Source organism: Brachybacterium sp. SYSU DS0246 (assembly GCF_059391765.1).
Genome location: NZ_JBZXYT010000012.1, coordinates 48,135 through 63,881, shown reverse-complemented (window position 1 = coordinate 63,881; position 15,747 = coordinate 48,135). Strand labels below are relative to the sequence as shown.

15 protein-coding genes are annotated in these 15,747 nt (G+C 72.0%); 9 read left to right on the top strand and 6 right to left on the bottom strand.

Translation table 11 applies throughout. The annotated features are described in order from the left end of the window. Window positions 1-254: 254 nt before the first annotated feature. From AC5020_RS07805 to AC5020_RS07795, 3 genes are read left to right on the top strand one after another with little or no spacing between them, the layout of a single operon-like run. On the top strand, window positions 255-743 hold the full coding sequence (locus AC5020_RS07805; protein WP_377804415.1) for a hypothetical protein: 489 nt from the start codon (window positions 255-257) through the stop codon (window positions 741-743). Between the two features lie 29 nt (window positions 744-772). After that, window positions 773-1,951, top strand: a complete 1,179-nt coding sequence (locus tag AC5020_RS07800) for a sensor histidine kinase (protein ID WP_464987846.1) — start codon at window positions 773-775, stop codon at window positions 1,949-1,951. Then, the gene (locus AC5020_RS07795) at window positions 1,944-2,567 is read left to right on the top strand and encodes a response regulator transcription factor (RefSeq protein ID WP_464987845.1); all 624 of its coding nucleotides are present in this window, start codon (window positions 1,944-1,946) and stop codon (window positions 2,565-2,567) included. The genes AC5020_RS07800 and AC5020_RS07795 overlap by 8 nt, the downstream gene beginning before the upstream one ends. Here the strand turns inward: AC5020_RS07795 and AC5020_RS07790 are convergent, their stop codons facing one another. Further along, a complete protein-coding gene (locus tag AC5020_RS07790; protein WP_464987844.1) occupies window positions 2,568-2,948 on the bottom strand; it encodes a MerR family transcriptional regulator in 381 nt (126 codons plus the stop codon). A 98-nt stretch (window positions 2,949-3,046) separates the two neighbouring features. Here AC5020_RS07790 and AC5020_RS07785 point away from each other — a divergent pair, with 98 nt between their 5' ends. Continuing rightward, entirely contained in the window at window positions 3,047-3,763 is a 717-nt protein-coding gene (locus tag AC5020_RS07785; protein WP_464987843.1) for an SDR family oxidoreductase, read from the top strand. A gap of 30 nt (window positions 3,764-3,793) precedes the next feature. On the opposite strand, the gene AC5020_RS07780 is transcribed toward AC5020_RS07785, so the two are convergent. The 4 genes from AC5020_RS07780 to AC5020_RS07765 all read right to left on the bottom strand — a co-directional run bounded on the left by AC5020_RS07780 (window position 3,794) and on the right by AC5020_RS07765 (window position 6,070). Next, on the bottom strand, window positions 3,794-4,024 hold the full coding sequence (locus tag AC5020_RS07780; protein WP_464987842.1) for a hypothetical protein: 231 nt from the start codon (window positions 4,022-4,024) through the stop codon (window positions 3,794-3,796). A 74-nt stretch (window positions 4,025-4,098) separates the two neighbouring features. Continuing rightward, window positions 4,099-4,560: a tRNA adenosine(34) deaminase TadA gene (tadA, locus tag AC5020_RS07775; RefSeq protein ID WP_464987841.1), complete on the bottom strand. Its 462-nt coding sequence runs from the start codon at window positions 4,558-4,560 to the stop codon at window positions 4,099-4,101. Between the two features lie 5 nt (window positions 4,561-4,565). Then, on the bottom strand, window positions 4,566-5,117 hold the full coding sequence (locus tag AC5020_RS07770) for a dihydrofolate reductase family protein (protein WP_464987840.1): 552 nt from the start codon (window positions 5,115-5,117) through the stop codon (window positions 4,566-4,568). After that, the gene (locus tag AC5020_RS07765) at window positions 5,114-6,070 is read right to left on the bottom strand and encodes a helix-turn-helix domain-containing protein (RefSeq protein WP_464987839.1); all 957 of its coding nucleotides are present in this window, start codon (window positions 6,068-6,070) and stop codon (window positions 5,114-5,116) included. Before AC5020_RS07765 ends, AC5020_RS07770 begins: the two co-directional genes overlap by 4 nt. 77 nt (window positions 6,071-6,147) lie before the next feature. On the opposite strand from AC5020_RS07765, the gene upp reads away from it, so the two are divergent. The 3 genes from upp to AC5020_RS07750 all read left to right on the top strand — a co-directional run bounded on the left by upp (window position 6,148) and on the right by AC5020_RS07750 (window position 8,656). Next, window positions 6,148-6,786 carry a uracil phosphoribosyltransferase gene (gene upp, locus AC5020_RS07760; RefSeq protein WP_377018783.1) on the top strand — a complete coding sequence of 213 codons (639 nt, stop codon included), beginning with the start codon at window positions 6,148-6,150 and terminating at the stop codon, window positions 6,784-6,786. A 16-nt stretch (window positions 6,787-6,802) separates the two neighbouring features. Next, entirely contained in the window at window positions 6,803-7,462 is a 660-nt protein-coding gene (locus tag AC5020_RS07755) for a class I SAM-dependent methyltransferase (RefSeq protein WP_464987838.1), read from the top strand. Between the two features lie 387 nt (window positions 7,463-7,849). Next, on the top strand, window positions 7,850-8,656 hold the full coding sequence (locus tag AC5020_RS07750; protein ID WP_464987837.1) for a winged helix-turn-helix domain-containing protein: 807 nt from the start codon (window positions 7,850-7,852) through the stop codon (window positions 8,654-8,656). A gap of 880 nt (window positions 8,657-9,536) precedes the next feature. Here AC5020_RS07750 and AC5020_RS07745 read toward each other — a convergent pair. Beyond that, a complete protein-coding gene (locus AC5020_RS07745; RefSeq protein ID WP_464987836.1) occupies window positions 9,537-10,283 on the bottom strand; it encodes a protein phosphatase 2C domain-containing protein in 747 nt (248 codons plus the stop codon). 143 nt (window positions 10,284-10,426) lie between these two features. On the opposite strand from AC5020_RS07745, the gene AC5020_RS07740 reads away from it, so the two are divergent. Together AC5020_RS07740 and AC5020_RS07735 are read left to right on the top strand one after the other, a co-directional pair. Further along, window positions 10,427-12,313 carry a MinD/ParA family ATP-binding protein gene (locus tag AC5020_RS07740; protein WP_464987835.1) on the top strand — a complete coding sequence of 629 codons (1,887 nt, stop codon included), beginning with the start codon at window positions 10,427-10,429 and terminating at the stop codon, window positions 12,311-12,313. 207 nt (window positions 12,314-12,520) lie between these two features. Further along, the gene (locus tag AC5020_RS07735; protein ID WP_464987834.1) at window positions 12,521-15,739 is read left to right on the top strand and encodes a DEAD/DEAH box helicase; all 3,219 of its coding nucleotides are present in this window, start codon (window positions 12,521-12,523) and stop codon (window positions 15,737-15,739) included. Window positions 15,740-15,747: the final 8 nt, after the last annotated feature.

The following is a 15,747-nucleotide window of genomic DNA, read 5'->3' as shown; positions in this document are numbered from 1 at the left end:
GATTGAAACATCCCCCAGGCGGTATCCCGCACCCTCGTTCACACGAGGCAATACACCTCACGCTTTCGGGGGTCATAAGGCGGGGCCAGGTCACACCGCCGCCTCACCTCGAGACGCGGGCGGCAGCGCCATGACATCTGTCATCGCCGCCCGGTGAGGACGCCACAGCAGCCGGTGAGCCACCGCCCTACCCGAGGTGCCGGCGCGGCGGAAGAGTGAAGCCATACCGATTGCACACTCCCGAGGAGCTTCACATGGTCAACGACATCCTTCAGCAGCTCGCCACCTGGGTCGACGGCATGGAGACCTGGCAGCAGGTCCTCGCGCTGATCCCGATCGGGGCGATCCCCTTCATCGAGTCCTTCTTCGCGGCGCTGCTGGGCACGGCAGCCGGCATCCACCCGGCCATCGCCATCCCCGCGGCGGTAGTCGGGAACATGATCTCGACCTTCGCCGTCATCGCCCTGTCCGGCCGTGCCCGCGACGCCGTCTCCGGCCGCCGCGAGCGTCCGGAGAAGAAGACCTCGAAGATCCGTCAGAAGGTGGCGGCCGCCCTGGACAGGTACGGCGTCCCCGGGGTCGCCCTGCTGGGCCCGTTCGTCATCGCCTCCCAGATCACCGCGCCCACCATGATCGCCCTCGGCGCGACGCGCAGCCGCGTCTACCTGTGGATGGGCGTCTCGATCACCGCCTGGGGTCTGCTGTTCGGCCTCTTCGGGAACCTGCTGTCCACGGCGCTGTAAGCTCGCGACCAGCAGGGAAGGAGACAGCCATGAGCACCGCGCATGCCGCCGGTCGACAGTGGCGCGTCTTCTTCTCCTACACCGCGTGGTCCGTGGTGCTGATCCTGGTGCTGTACCCCGCCAGCCTCCTGGCGTACACAGGCGTGGGTCCCTCGGTGATCCTCGCCGACCATCCTGTGGTCGTCGTCCTCATCGCGGCCCAGATCGCCCTGGGTGCCTGGTCGGCCTGGCGCGCGCTGGCCGCCTGGTCGCGCACCGCCGGGCCGGCCGCGCGCGGCCCGTGGGATCTTCCCCGGGTGGGGCGCCTGCCGTCGGACTGGACCCTCGCGGCCACGGCGGCGCTCTCCGTCGTGATCGTCGCCTCGGTGCTCCTCGCCGAGGCCGAGCCCCGACTGCTCATCGTCCCGCTCGTACTGCTGGCCGGGACCGTCTGCCTGCGGTGGCCGTGGGGCGTCGGCATCATCATCGCGATCATCGTCTCGCTCGTCGCGGCGGCGCTCGGGCTCCCTCCCCGCGCGGCGCTCGTCTGCGGCGGCTTCACCGTGATCGCCGTGTTCACCTTCCGCTCCTCCCTGTGGCTGGCCGCGATGGTCCGAGAGCTGGACGAGGCCCGGCAGAGCCAGTCCCGGCTCGCGGTCGCCGAGGAGCGGCTGCGCTTCGCCCGGGACCTGCACGATGTCACCGGGCGCGACCTGTCGGTGATCGCCGTGAAGTCCGAGCTGGTCGCGCAGCTGGCCGAACGGGAGGACCCCCGGGCCATCGAGCACGGCCGCGAGGTCGCGCAGATCGCACGGGCCTCCCTCGCCGAGATCCGCGGGCTGGTGCGGGGGTACCGGGAAGCGGATCTGGCCGCCGAGCTGCGCGGCACCATCTCCCTGCTGCGCTCGGCGCAGGTGCAGGTCGAGGTGGAGGGCGACGTCTCTGACCTCCCGGCCGATCACGCCGACAGCGCAGCCTGGGTGCTGCGCGAGGGCGGCACCAACATCCTGCGCCATGCCGATCCCACCAAGGTCACGATCACGCTCGGGGCCGACGGGCTCCGCCTGGTCAACGACGGCGTCCCCACCGGCGGGCAGGTCGTCGAGGGCGATGGGCTCACGGGCATGCGGGAGCGCCTCGGTGATCGTGCTTCCCTCGTGGTGCACCGTGACGGCGGCACCTTCACTCTCGATGTCCGCTACGACGATGCCGGAGGCCGCCATGACTGACCCCTCCTCCCCGCTGCGCGTGATCCTGGTCGACGATGAGCACCTGATCCGCTCCGCGCTGGCCACGATGCTCTCCCTCGAGGCGGATCTCGAGGTGCGCGGCGAGGCCGGGACCGTGAGCGACGGGGTGGACCTGGCTCGCGCCGAGCAGCCCGACGTGGCCGTGGTCGATCTGCAGCTGCCCGACGGGGACGGCCTGGAGGCCTGCGTCCGCATCGGCGAGGTCTCCCCCGCCACCCGGTGCCTGATCCTCACCTCGCACGCCCGGCCCGGGTACCTCAAACGTGCCCTCGCACAGGGCGTGCTGGGTTTCCTGCCCAAGACGACCTCGGCCGAGCAGCTCGCCCAGGCGGTGCGCGCGGTCGCCGCCGGGCGCCGCGCCATCGACCCCGAGCTGGCGGCGGAGACGATCTCCTCCGGGGATTCGCCGCTGACCCCGCGCGAGGCCGATGTGCTCGAGTACGCGGCCGACGGCGCACCCGTCGAACAGATCGCCCGCCGCGCACATCTGGCCGAGGGCACGGTCCGCAACTACCTCTCCAGCGCGCAGGCGAAGCTGCAGGCGAGCAATCGTCACGAGGCCGTGGGCATCGCCCGGCGCCAGGGCTGGATCTGATCAGTCGGGCAGCTCAGCGGCGTCGCCGTGCGGCCCGTCGGCGGACGCCGCCATGGTATCGAGGAGAGCGTCGATCCTGGCGGCCGCCACGGTCAACTGCTCGAGCCGGCGTGTGACGCGCTCGCGCTGCCCTCGTATCTCATCGAGCATGCCGGCGCTGACGAGCCCCGTCGATTCGCAGCGCAGCAGCAACGCGATGGAGGTGCTGGGCAGACCGGCCGAGTAGAGACACTGGATCAGCTGCACCCTCTCCGGCGCGTCCGGGGCGTAGACACGCTGTCCCGCCGGCGTGCGGTCGGCTGCGAGCAGTCGCTGCTCCTCGTAGTAGCGCAGCGACCGGATGCTCACCCCCGTGGCGCGGGAGAGCTCTCCGATCCTCATGTCCGATCCCTTCGACGGCTTGCCCCTCACACCGATGTTAGGTCCTATCGTCAGTGACGTCTCGCAGGCGGCGAGGCGAACCGACGAGAAGGAGCTCGATGAGGATCAGCGGACAGGCCGCTTTCGTGACCGGCGCGAACCGAGGTATCGGGCGCGCATTCGTCTCAGGTTTCCTGGAGCGGGGGGCGGGCAGGGTCTATGCCGGCGTGCGAGATCCGCTGTCGATCGATGCCGAGCTGAGCCACGACCCACGCGTGGAGATCGTGCGTCTGGATGTCACCGACCGCACCGAGATCGCCAGCGCCGCAGGGGCAGCGGGCGATACCACCATCCTGGTCAACAACGCCGGCGCCGTGGCCTTCGAGTCGCTGGTCACGGGGTCTCTCGAGACGGCGCGCCGGCTGTTCGAGACGAACGTGTTCGGCCCGTGGGAACTCACCCGGGCCTTCGCGCCCGCGCTCTGCGCCTCGCGCGGCGCCGTCGTCAACGTGCTCTCGGCCATCGCGTGGTTCTCACCGCCGCAGAACGGCGCCTACGGGGCGACGAAGGCGGCCGCGTGGAGCCTGTCCAACGGTCTGCGGTCCGAGCTCGCTCCGGCTGGCGTCCTCGTGCAGGGCCTGCACTTCGGCGCCGTCGACACGGATTTCTCCGCCGGGTTCGACATCCCGAAGATCTCGCCGGAGGACGTCGTGCGCGCGTCGCTCGACGGACTGGAGGCGGGCAACGCCGAGGTGCTGGTCGACGACGAGAGCCGGGCCGCGAAAGCCTCGCTGACGGGCGAGCCCAATGACTACGTCCGGTCCATGGCGGGCTAGGTGCAGTCCGTGTTCGCCGCGCCCTCTGGGTCACCAGACGCGGTCGAGTCCCGGCAGTCCGTCGAATACTGAGTCTGCGCTGACCTCGCCGGCGTCCCACGCCCGGAGCTCATGCTCCGGCAGCGCGTCGAAAAAGGTGTCGGGGAGACGGTAGCGGAGAAAGCCCATCGGCCGACGGGCCGGCGCCGTCGTCGCCTCCTGCACCTTGACCACGTGCGCAGCGCTCTCGACGTTCTGTGGGTCTGCGGGGACGGTGCTCATCTCATGAGCGTACGACGATGCTGACCGCCCGACCAGATCTTGTCGATCCGGTTGGCCAGGGCCATGTGGGCCGCTCAGCTCCGGCGGCGGGCGCGGAAGAAGTCCCGCAGCAGGTCGCCGCACTCGGCCTCGCGCACACCGTCGGTGAGCTCGACGCGGTGGTTCAGCCGGGGCTCTCGGACGAGGTCGTAGAGAGATCCCGCGGCCCCGGCTTTAGGGTCCGGGGCGCCGACGACGAGCCGGTGCACACGCGAGAGCACGATCGCGCCGGCGCACATGGTGCAGGGCTCAAGGGTGACGACGAGCGTGCAGTCCGGCAGCATCCACCGGCCGCGCACCCGGGCGGCCTCCCGCAGGGCGAGGATCTCGGCATGGGCGGTGGGGTCCTGGTCGGCCTCGCGGCGGTTGCCGGCGGCCGCGAGGATCTCGAGGTCGGGCCCGAGGACGACGGCACCGATGGGGACGTCGGCCGGGTCCCGCTCGGCGGCGGCGCGCGCCTGGTCGATGGCCAGCCCCATCAGCTCCTCGTCGCTCATGGCCGCTATTGTCGCCTGCCCGCCACCCGGTAGCGCGCCTCGAGGAAGGCCCCGCTGCGGCCGAACTCCTCGAGCTCGAGGTCGTACCTGCCCGTGAACAGGGGTCGGCCGGCGCCGAGGGTGACCGGGGCGATCGAGACGTCGATCTCGTCCAGCATGCCGGCGTCGGCGAACTGGGTGGCGAGGTCCCCGCCGCCGACGATCCAGACGTCCCTCCCGTCGGCCGCGGCCTCGAGCATCTCTCGGTGGGCCTCCGGCGCTCCGGAGAGCAGGCGGATGTTCGAGGCGACCGGGTCAAGCTCGCGGTGGGTGAACACGAACGTGGGCTGCTCGTACGGCCAGGGGGACGGGCCGTCGCCCTGCGCCTCCGGATGGTCGAGCACCCACTGGTAGGTGGTGTACCCCATCACGACCGCGCCGATCCCGGCGATGAAGCGGTTGTAGTCGAGGATGCCGCCCGAGGGTTCCGGCTGGGACAGCAGCCAGTCCAGGCTGGCGTGCTCGTCGGCGATGAAGCCGTCCAGGGTGGTGGCGGTGTAGAAGCGGTAGGCGGTCATAGCGGCTGCTCTCCTGTCGTGCGGCGGTGCCAGAGGATCGGATCGGGGTCCAATGCGGGGGCTGAGAGGTCGACGCCGGCGTCGGCGAGCATCCAGCGCGCCAGCAGTCGGCGGTGGGCGGAGAAGGTGAGCTCGTGGGCGATGATCTGGGAGAGCAGGAAAGACTCCGGCGGCTCGCACAGGGCGTCGATGATCCTGTCCTGCCAGGCGTCGCGGCGCTGGATGTCGCGCACCAGGGCGAGCCAGCGCGCGCCGATCTCGCGGTGGTGCTCGCGCAGCTCATCGGGATCTTCGCCGCTGCTGAGGTCCGGCGCGGTGCGGGCCTCGATACTGGCCAGCCAGGGCTCCTTGCTGAGGACGAGGTGGCGTAGCAGCTGCCCGATCGTCTCGTCGGCCCCGTCCCAGCCGCGCGGGGCGCTGCCGGGCAGTCGTACCCGCGCGAGTTCATCGGGCCCGAGCGCGCCGGCCGCCTCCAGCAGGGCGTCGATGTCCTCGAGGTCGTGGCGCACCTGGATCCCGACCACGTCCCCGGCCGAGATCTCCTCCGGTGTCCCGGCGTCGAGGTACAACGCCGTCGGTGAATGGAAATGGAGGCCGTTGGGCGAGGGCAGCCAGTGGCCGCGCACGTCGGCCGACGGGAGATCGCTCGGCGCGTGGCCGTAGGCGCGACGGAAGGCCCTCGAGAACCCTTCGACGGAGTCGTATCCGGCGGCGAAGGCCGCGTCGGTGACGGACGTGCCGCGCTGGAGGCGCCAGGCCGCCTGTTCGAGCAGCACCCGTCGGCGCAGGGCGAGCGGGGATTCGCCGCTGCGCCCGCTGACCTGTCGGGTGAAGTGGAACGGGGAGAGGAACGCGCCGCCCGCCATGTCGCCGAGGGTGCGGTGGCGCTCGTCCAGGACTGCGTCGAGCAGCCGGTGCAGCGGATCCGGTGAGTTCTCCTCGTTCTCGTCCATGTGATCCAGTATTCGTCGCGTGCCTGGCGCGCGCTTGACCGGTCTTGCTGTTCTGCGTGGTCCGGTAGATTCGCACCATGCGCGTCCTGGAGATCGACCACCCGCTCGTCGCCCACAAGCTGACGGTGCTGCGCAATCGCGCCACCCACTCCTCGGTGTTCCGCCAGCTCGCCGACGAGCTGGTCACCCTGCTGGCCTACGAGGCGACGCGCAACGTCGCCGTGGCGCCGGTGGAGATCGAGACCCCCGTCACCGCGATGACCGGCACCAAGCTCTCCAACCCCAAGCCCATGGTGGTGCCGATCCTGCGCGCCGGCCTGGGCATGCTCGACGGCCTGACCCGCCTGCTGCCCACCGCCGAGGTCGGGTTCCTGGGCATGGTCCGCAACGACGAGACGCTCGAGGTCACCACCTACGCGAACCGCCTGCCCGACGACCTCTCGGGGAGGCAGTGCTTCGTGCTGGACCCGATGCTGGCCACCGGCCACACCCTGATCGCGGCCTGCGAGTACATGCACGAGCGCGGCGCCCGCGACATCACCTGCGTCACCCTGCTGGCCGCCCCCGAGGGGCTGAAGGCCATGGAGGAGCAGATCGACCCCGCGATCGACCTGACCATCGTCACCGCCGCGGTCGACGAGAAGCTCAACGAGAAGGGCTACATCGTCCCCGGCCTCGGTGACGCCGGTGACCGGCTCTTCGGCGTAGTCGACTGACCGGCGCCGCGACGCCATGAGCTCCGAGGAGAGCCCGCTCGCCCATTGGGAGCAGCGCTATGCCGGCGCGGAGCCGGTGTGGTCCGGACGCGTCAACCCGACCCTGGCCGCCGCGGTGGCCGGCCTCCCACCCGGTCGCAGCGTCGACCTGGGCTGCGGCGAAGGCGGCGACGTGCTCTGGCTCGCCGAACAGGGCTGGCAGGCGCTCGGGCTGGACCTCTCCCCCACTGCCGTCGCGCGGGCGCGGGAGGCGGCGTCAGCACGCGAGCTCGGCCCCGGATCGGCTCGTTTCGAGCAGTGCGATCTCTCGGCGTGGGAGCCCGACGAGGCGTCCTACGACCTGGTCACGGCGTCGTTCTTCCATTCCCGGGTGGCGCTGGACCGCACCCGGATCCTGCGCCGGGCAGCGCGTGCGCTGGCTCCCGAGGGTCTCCTCGTGGTCGTCTCCCACGCGGCTCCGCCGCCGTGGGCGCAGGCGCATGACCATGAGGGCGCCGGCCCCACCGGCCCGCACGAGCAGATGCTCACGGCCCAGGAAGAGGCCGACGAGCTCGCGCTGGACCCCTCTGCCTGGGCGGTGGACGTCGCCGAGCAGCGCGAACGGGAGGCCGACGGCCCGGACGGACAGCACGGTCACCTCGAGGACTCGCTGCTGATCGTGCGCCGCACCGCCTGAGCGACGGCCTGACCTGGAGTTCCGAGGCGCCTAGCGTCCGTGGCGTTTCAGAATATGAACGCTTGCTTGCCCGAGACGGCAGGGCGGTGCATGCTCGTGGACATGACGTCGACCGCCGCGCTCAGCCAGACCACCCGCCGGGTGGTCCGCTCTGCGATGCGCTCGATGATGTTCATGATGATGATGCCGATGATGCATCGTCAGCCGAGCCTCTGAGAGCTCAAGGCACCTCCGGGGTCGGCTGACAGGAGCCGGCCGGAAGGCGCGGGCTCCAGGTGCTTCCGGGAGCACGCCCCTCGATGATCCGCCCTCAGGCGTCGATCTCCAGGGATCCCGGGCCCACCGCCCGCCGCGCGATACAGCGCCGCACCTCGGAGAACTCGCATCATGACCATCACCCTGGACCGTCCCGCCACCACCGTCCGTCCCGCCGCCGCTCGTCCGGCCGCCGCTCGACCCGCCACGGCCCGCCCGGGCACCCGCGCCCCGCATCGTGCCGGCGCCTCGGCACCCCGCCCGCAGACCTCCGACGAGGGCGTGACCGTCACCGTGTCGGTCACCCTTCCCGCCGGCACCGGGGACGTCGACGCCGCCCGCATCGCCGATGACCTGCGTTCCCACGCCCAGCGCCTCACGGCCTCCCAGCAAGCGCGCACCAGCGTGTCCGTGGACAGCCCCGACGCCTTCACCGCCACGGCCGCCCCCGGCCGCTCCAGCGCCCGCACCCTGCCGCCACGCGAGCAGAGCCCGGCCGCGGTCAGCCCGCTGCGCCCGCGCCGCTCCGGCGTGGTCTCCCCGAACTCCCCGGCGCGCCGGGATGCGGAGGCGGCACGCCGCCGGGCCGCCCTGGCCACCGCGGTCAGCCCCTCGAGCCCGTCGGTCGCGGCCGAGGACAGCCTGGTGGTCGACCTGTTCGGCCGCCGGGTGCGGATCGACGGGCAGGACGTGGACCTGACCTACAAGGAGTTCGAGCTGCTCGCCCAGCTGGCCGGCAACGCTCGGCGGACCGTCTCCCGCGAGGAGCTCATGAAGACCGTCTGGGCCGAGGCCCCGGCGGACACCGGTGAGCGCACGGTCGACGTGCACGTGCGTCGTGTGCGCACCAAGCTCGGCCGCTACCGCCGCCTGATCTCGACCGTCCGCGGCGCCGGCTACCGCCTGGACCCGGGCAGCGACGTCGCGATCCTCGGCTGAGCACCTCGCGGCCCGCATCGCTGACCTCCCCGCGTCCTGGGCACCGCGGCGCGTGATGACGAAGGGCGCCCCGGGCGCACCGGGCGTCGCATCCGTGATCCTGTTGGAATTCGGCGCTCGTTCCAACAGGGTCACGGATGTGCGCAGCCGCGAGCGGCTGGAGTGACCGACTCGGGTTCTGTGCGGCCGACGCGAGCGTCCACGGGTCGCCAGCGCGCGGGGCCACGGCCCTGCGCGGTCCGATAAGCGATCCTTCCGCGAGCGGCGACGCCGTTCCGGCCGTCCCGGCGCCGAAACGTCTCCGGACAGGACGAGCGGCCCGGAGCTCTCAACCGACAATGTCGGGGGCTCACGGACCGCTCGTCAGGCCTGTCGTCCGTCAGGGGTGGGTGCGGGCGAACAGGCTGGACGGGCTGCCATAGGTGGGGGAACCTGGCATTGTGCCCGTCCGGCCGCTCCCCATGAGGGGGGTCCTGGGAAGCGGCACATCTATGAAGTTTTCACACCGTGCCGGGTGGCACGGCCGCGACGTTATCAGTCGAAACCGGGAACTGTGACCCTCACGAGACCTGTCCCCATCACGGCGATCCGAAGGCCGCACACGTCCGTAGACGGCCCCTCGTCGCGACAACGCGTTCCCCTTGAGTCTAGGTCGTCCTCGGCTCTGTGTAAACGCGCCAGCACTCCGTGTTTTCGCAGGTGACATGCAGGAACATTCAGGGTTGGGGTTGGTGTCGAAGCGCCCAAGGTGTCGTCAACGTACATCAAAAACACCGCTCCCGCCGCGTGTTCTGCAGTGATGCTCACGAGCTGTCGATACCCTGCCCGCCGCCTCGCGCCGGACGGGGCTCGGGCGGCGTTCGGGCCGCTGTCGCGACCTTCACAGTGAAAGTGTGAGCACCGTCGCATCGTCATGCAGCTTGCGGGGCCGGCGATGCTCCGGAAGCGTCTCCTCGGCGGCTCGGAGGCCGGCGATCAGCTCACCAGGAGCAGTGCTCAGGGCCGCGGACAGCGAATCGTCGTCATGCATCCCGAGCAGGTCCACGGTGCGGGTGATGCCGTCGGAGACCAGATGGACGGCCGACAGATCGGTCAGCAGGGTCCGTCCGGTCAGCGCCTGTTCCGCAGCCTCCGGCTCGTGGCGGGCCACCCAGAAGCCACCGGTTGCATTGCGTCGCTCCTCGACGCCCTCCGGTGCGGACTCCTCACGTGCCACGTCATCGACCCGGAGGTCGCTGAGGCGCCGCACTCCTCCGTTCCGGGCGTGCAGCAGCAGGGAGGAGTCGCACAGCACGAGATGCTCGAGGTGCTCACCGGTTCTGCGGACGGCGACGACGGTGGCCGACGGGCTGCCTGCCTCGAGGTCGCACTCGTCCTCGTGCAGTCCGCGCACCTCGGCGATCGCTCGCGCCAGCGCCCCGGTCAGATCCGTCCCCGGATCCTGGGCGCCGGTGAGCAGGTGAGCGGCCAGCCGGTGGGAGAACCAGGCGACGCTGTGATGGCAGCCGGCGCGGAACCGTCGGGGCAGGCCGGCGCCGTCGAGGACGACGGCCACGTCGCCGAGCACGCCGACGGCGTCCTCGTTCGCGCCGGGGACCGCCGGATCAGTGACCAGTGTGGTGCGCACGGGTCCACTGTATGCACCCGCCCGTGGCAGAAGCGGGCTGGTCGTCGGGCATCCGGGGCCGCACGCCCGTAGAGTGGGTGCGATACATGCCGCTCGGCCGACACCCGGCGAGGCGGACACCAGGATGTGGAAGGGAACCATCGATGATCGCGCAGGCGCGGATCACCTCCGACACCACTGCCACCGTGCATCTGGCCGACGAGACCGTCGAGGTCACCGGGGCCAACCTCCCCGAGATCCGCAACCGGGTGAAGCAGGTCTTCATCACCGCCGCCCGCAGCGGCGGCGAGGCCGTGGACGTGGTGATCGTCGAGCCGGATGTGCGCCATCATCTGCGGGTCGAGCCCACGGGTCGGATCGCGGGGCGCACGGCGGATGACCGTCCGCTCTACGGGCCCGCCATCGACGACCCGCTGATCGCGCCGCCGAGCGGGGGCCATGCCGCCGAATCGCTGCCGACGGACGACACCGCGGACCTCAGCTCGATCACCCCGGATTCCCTCGGCCCAGCGGGCCCCGCCCGTCCCGCGGGCCCCGCCGAGACCAATTCCGCCACCGGGGAGCATGCGGCCATCGGCTCGCCCGCAACCGGGGAGCACGCCGCCATCGGTTCACCCGTGACCGGGGAGCATCCCGCCGTCGGCTCCCCCGCGACCGGCGAACTGCCGACGGTGCGGCCGCATCGTGCCCGCCGGCGCCGGGCGGCCGCGATGCCTCCCTCGGCCCTGTCCGGAGCCAGCGTGGCCTCGCACGGGTCCGCCGGGTCGGACTCCGCGCCCTCGGCGTCCGCGACCTCCGCATCCTCCTCCGCCGGATCGGCGGCGTCGGCGCCCTCCGCATCCTCCTCCGCCGGATCGGCGGCGTCCGCGACCCCCGCTCCTGCCGCCGGTTCCGACACGGGCTCGCACGCGCCGGTGCCGGCATCGGCGTCGCGCGACGAGGTCATCACCTCCGTCCCGTCGGGCGGTCTCCGCTCTGGCCAGGAGGACCGGCCGGGTCGGGACGAGCGCTCCGAGCAGGGCGGCCGTTCTGCTGCGTCCGGGAGTTCCGCGTCCAAGCGCCCGCTGCCGCCGCGCACGGTGTCCGACTCCGATGGCCGGCCCACCCTGAAGGACCTGCAGTCCTCGACGGCGCGCCCGGAGAAGGCCAAGGCCACGCGCGGATTCCGCGGCTTCATCACCAAGCTCACCGGCGGGGCCATCTCCCCGGCCCCCGGCAAGGCCGAGCGCCTGGACAACGAGCGCCTCGAGCGCATCCGACGGCAGCTGGATGGGCCGCGCAACATCGCCGTGGTCAACCTCAAGGGCGGCGCCCACAAGACCACGGCCTCGCTCATGATCGCCGCCACCCTCGGCGTGACCCGCGGCGGCAACGTGCTGGCCTGGGACAACAACGAGACCCGCGGCACGTTGGGCTGGCGCGGGCTCCCCACCGAGCACCACCGCACCGCGGTGGACCTGCTGCACGACATCGACCGCCTGCGCTCTCCCGAGGCGAGCAACGCGGATCTGGATCCGTACGTGCGGCCCCAGGGCGAGATGCGGTTCGACATCCTGGCCTCCGACGAGGACCCGGGCTCGGCCGCGCTGATCGATGACGAGGCCTTCGGGGAGCTCAACGACACGCTCTCGCGGTTCTACCGCATCAAGGTCATCGACACCGGCAACAACGTGCGCGCCTCCAACTGGCTGGCCGCCGTGCGCAACGCGGACCAGCTGGTCATCATCTCCACCGTCCGCGAGGACACCTTCAACGCGGCCGCGTGGATGATCGATGAGCTGCGGGCCACGGGGCTGGCCGAACAGGTCGACCACGCGGTGACGATCCTGTCCCACTCCGCGAAGGGGAAGGTCGACTCCACGCTGCGTCAGCGCCTGCTCGCCCACTTCGGGGCGCACACCCGCGCGGTCACCGAAGTGCCCTATGAGCAGCAGTTCGTCAGCGGCTCCCACCTGGACTGGTCGCGGATCCACCCCAAGACCAAGGAAGCCTGGCTGGACGCGACCGCGCTGATCATCGACGGGCTCTGAGCGGGTACGAATTGCGCACCGGCACGAACCTGTAGCTGAGCGGCAGCTGCCCTCCCTGACAGAGGGGCACGGTCCGCTCAGCTACACCTTCTTGCCACCAACCTCCTCGGGCGCGCCCTACCCGGCCCAGTCCCTCCCGACCCCGCGCGTCCACAGCACGGCGCTCCCGGCACACCCCTGTCGGCCCCGGGGCCTAATCTGGTGATCATGCCCGTCCGCCGTCTGCACCTCGTCGTCGACGAGGACCTGGGTCCCGCCCTGTGGGTGCGCGAGCAGACCGGGCCCGGCCGCTCGAAGGCGCTCGAGGATCTCTCCGGGCTGCGCGATGAGGCCCCGGCCGACCTCTCCGACGCTCTGGCGGAGGCCCCCGACCGGCTGCGGCACCGGATACGGATTCCCGGCCGCGACGGCCATCGCCGGGTCCCCGCGCTGCCGCTGGCCGGCCCGTCCCTGACCGCCCTGGTCGGCGCGGTGACCGAGCTGCTGAGCGGTCGCTTCGGGGACGAGCTCGTCGACCGCCTCAGCGCGCTGATCGGCGAGGGTGCCGCTGCGAGGCTCGACGAGAACCTGGTCGCCATGCCCGACCTGATCGCCGCGGCGCTGCTGGATCTGCAGGCGCGCCGCCTCGTCGCCGAGCGCCAGCTCCGGGTCCGCGCCGCCGAGCGCTTCGGCCGGCCCGTGCTGGAATGGCGCGCCCCCGAGCGGGAGGCGTCGCCGATGCTGCACGCCCTGGTCGACGGGCACGCGCGGGCGGCCTTCGCCGCGCACGTCCAGGCGCTCGAGCACCCGCCGCACCCCCACGCCTCGGATGCCGATGACCGCTTCGGGGTGCTGGCGGCCCTCGCGGCCGACGGCGACCTCGAGGCCGATCTGCCGGCCCGGCGCCGGATCACTGCGGCCTTCGATGCCTTCGTCGAGTCGGGGCGGCCGGGCGTGAGGCTCCGCTCGAGCGACAGCGACGTGGTGGTGCGCCTGTTCGAGCCGCCCGTCGGCACGGCCTGGCCGCTGGAGACCTGCCTGCGCGAGGCCGACGGCACCGTCCATCCCGTCGCCGACCTCCGAGCCGTCGGCGACCTCACCACATCCGGGGCCGCCGAGGCCTCCGCCGCCGTGATGCGCGAGGCCCCGACGGTGCGGGACGCGGCGGTGGACGAGACCGGCGTGGGCTGGCTGCTGACCACAGCCCAGGCCGGGGCCTTCCTCACCCACGACACCCCGGCGCTCGAGGACGCGGGGATCACCGTGCTGCTGCCGCGGGACTGGACCAAGCAGCGCACCACCGTGCGCCCCCAGGCGGATGAGGACGCGGCAGCCGAGGGTGAGCGCAAGGCCTCCGGCGTCGGCCTGGACGCCATGGCCACGTTCCGCTGGCGCGTGGCCGTCGGCGAGACCGAGCTGACCGAGGCGGAGATGGAGGAGATCAGAGAGGCCCAGTCGGAGCTGGTCCAACTGCGCGGGAAGTGGGTGCGGCTGGATCCCACCACGCTCCGCGCGGCCGAGCGCTTCCTGGACGCCTTCACGGCCGGCACCCGCGATCGGCGCCAGCAGAACCGGGAGGACGGCACGCCCCCGAGCGCCGGCGCAGCCCAGCGGGCACCTGCCGCAGGCCCCGCCGGGACTCCGCCGACCCTGCCGCCGCCCTCCGCGGACGACCCGTCGGCCCCCGCCGAGATCTCCGGGCAGGCGCCGTGGATGGAGATCTTCTCCATGCTGCTCTCGCCCGAGGCGGCCGACGTCGACTTCGGCGTGCAGGCGCTCGTGGCCGGCGGCCGCGAGGGTCTGGCACGGCTCCTGCCCGGCGGCAGCGGCGCCTATCCCCACCCTGCGCCGCGGACCCTGGATGCCACCCTGCGGCCCTACCAGCTCGACGGGCTGAACTGGCTGTGGGCGCTGGATCGGCTCGGCCTCGGCGGGATCCTCGCCGACGACATGGGCCTGGGCAAGACGATGCAGGTCCTGGCGCTGCTGTGCCGGGAGCGGGAAGGGACCGGCCCCCTGCGGCCCGACGACGCACCCTCGGCCCCCGACACCGCCCCGGCGCCTGCGGCGGGCACCGTGGGTCCGACGCTGCTGGTGTGCCCGATGTCCGTCGTCGGCGCCTGGCAGCGGGAGGCGGCGACCTTCGCCCCGCACCTGTCCGTCCACGTCCACCACGGCGGAACCCGGGTGCGCGATGAGTCCTTCGTCGCCGGCGCCGCGGACCTCGACCTGGTCATCACCACCTACTCGCTGCTGGCCCGCGACCAGCCGGTGCTCTCGGCCGTTCCCTGGCACCGCATCGTGTTCGACGAGGCGCAGCACGTGAAGACCCCGGGCACGCAGGTCACCCGCGCCGCCCGCGCGCTGCAGGCCCCGCACCGCCTGGCCATGACCGGCACCCCCGTCGAGAACAAGCTGGCCGACCTGCACTCGCTGATGGAGGTCGCCAACCCCGGCCTGCTCGGCACCGCCACCAGCTTCCGCGACCGCATCGCCAAGCCCATCGAGGAGGAGGGCGACGAGGCGGCCCTGCGCCGGCTGAAGTTCGTCACCTCCCCCTTCATCATGCGCCGCGTGAAGACGGACCGCTCGATCATCAAGGACCTGCCGGACAAGAGCGAGCTGACCCGGGTGGTGAACCTGACGCCCGAGCAGGCCGGGCTGTACCAGGCACTGGTCGACGAGCTCCTGGACCAGCTGCGCGACGCCGACGAGAAGACCCGCCGCACCCTGGTGGTCTCGACCATCACCCGGCTCAAACAGGTCTGCAACCATCCGGCCCACTACCTCGGGGACGGCTCGCCCCTGCTACGCGAGGGGCAGCACCGCTCCGGCAAGCTCGAGCTGGTCGACGACGTGCTGGAGACGGCCTTCGCCGACGGGGAGAAGGTGCTGCTGTTCACGCAGTTCACCACCTTCGGCCACCTGCTGGTCCCGTACTGGCAGGAGCGCTTCGCCCACCTGGGCCTGGACGTGCCCTTCCTCCACGGCGGGGTCTCCAAACGCGACCGCGACGACATGGTCTCCCAGTTCCAGTCCCACCGCGACCGTCCCGGCCTGATGCTGCTCAGCCTCCGCGCCGGCGGCACCGGGCTCACCCTCACCGCCGCCAACCACGTCGTCCACCTCGACCGCTGGTGGAACCCCGCCGTGGAGAACCAGGCCACCGACCGTGCCTTCCGCATCGGCCAGCGTCGCGACGTCAGCGTGCACAAACTGGTCAGCGCCGGCACGGTCGAGGAGAAGATCGACACGGTCCTGACCGACAAGCAGACCCTGGCCGACCTCACCATCAGTCCCGGGGAGGACTGGCTGGCCTCCCTCGACGACGACACCCTGGCCGACATGCTCTCGCTCAGCGGGGACGAGCTGGGGACGGCCGACGGGACCGACGGAGCCGACAGAGGCGACGGGACCGACCCGGCCGACCGAGGCGAGCGACCGTGAGGATTCCG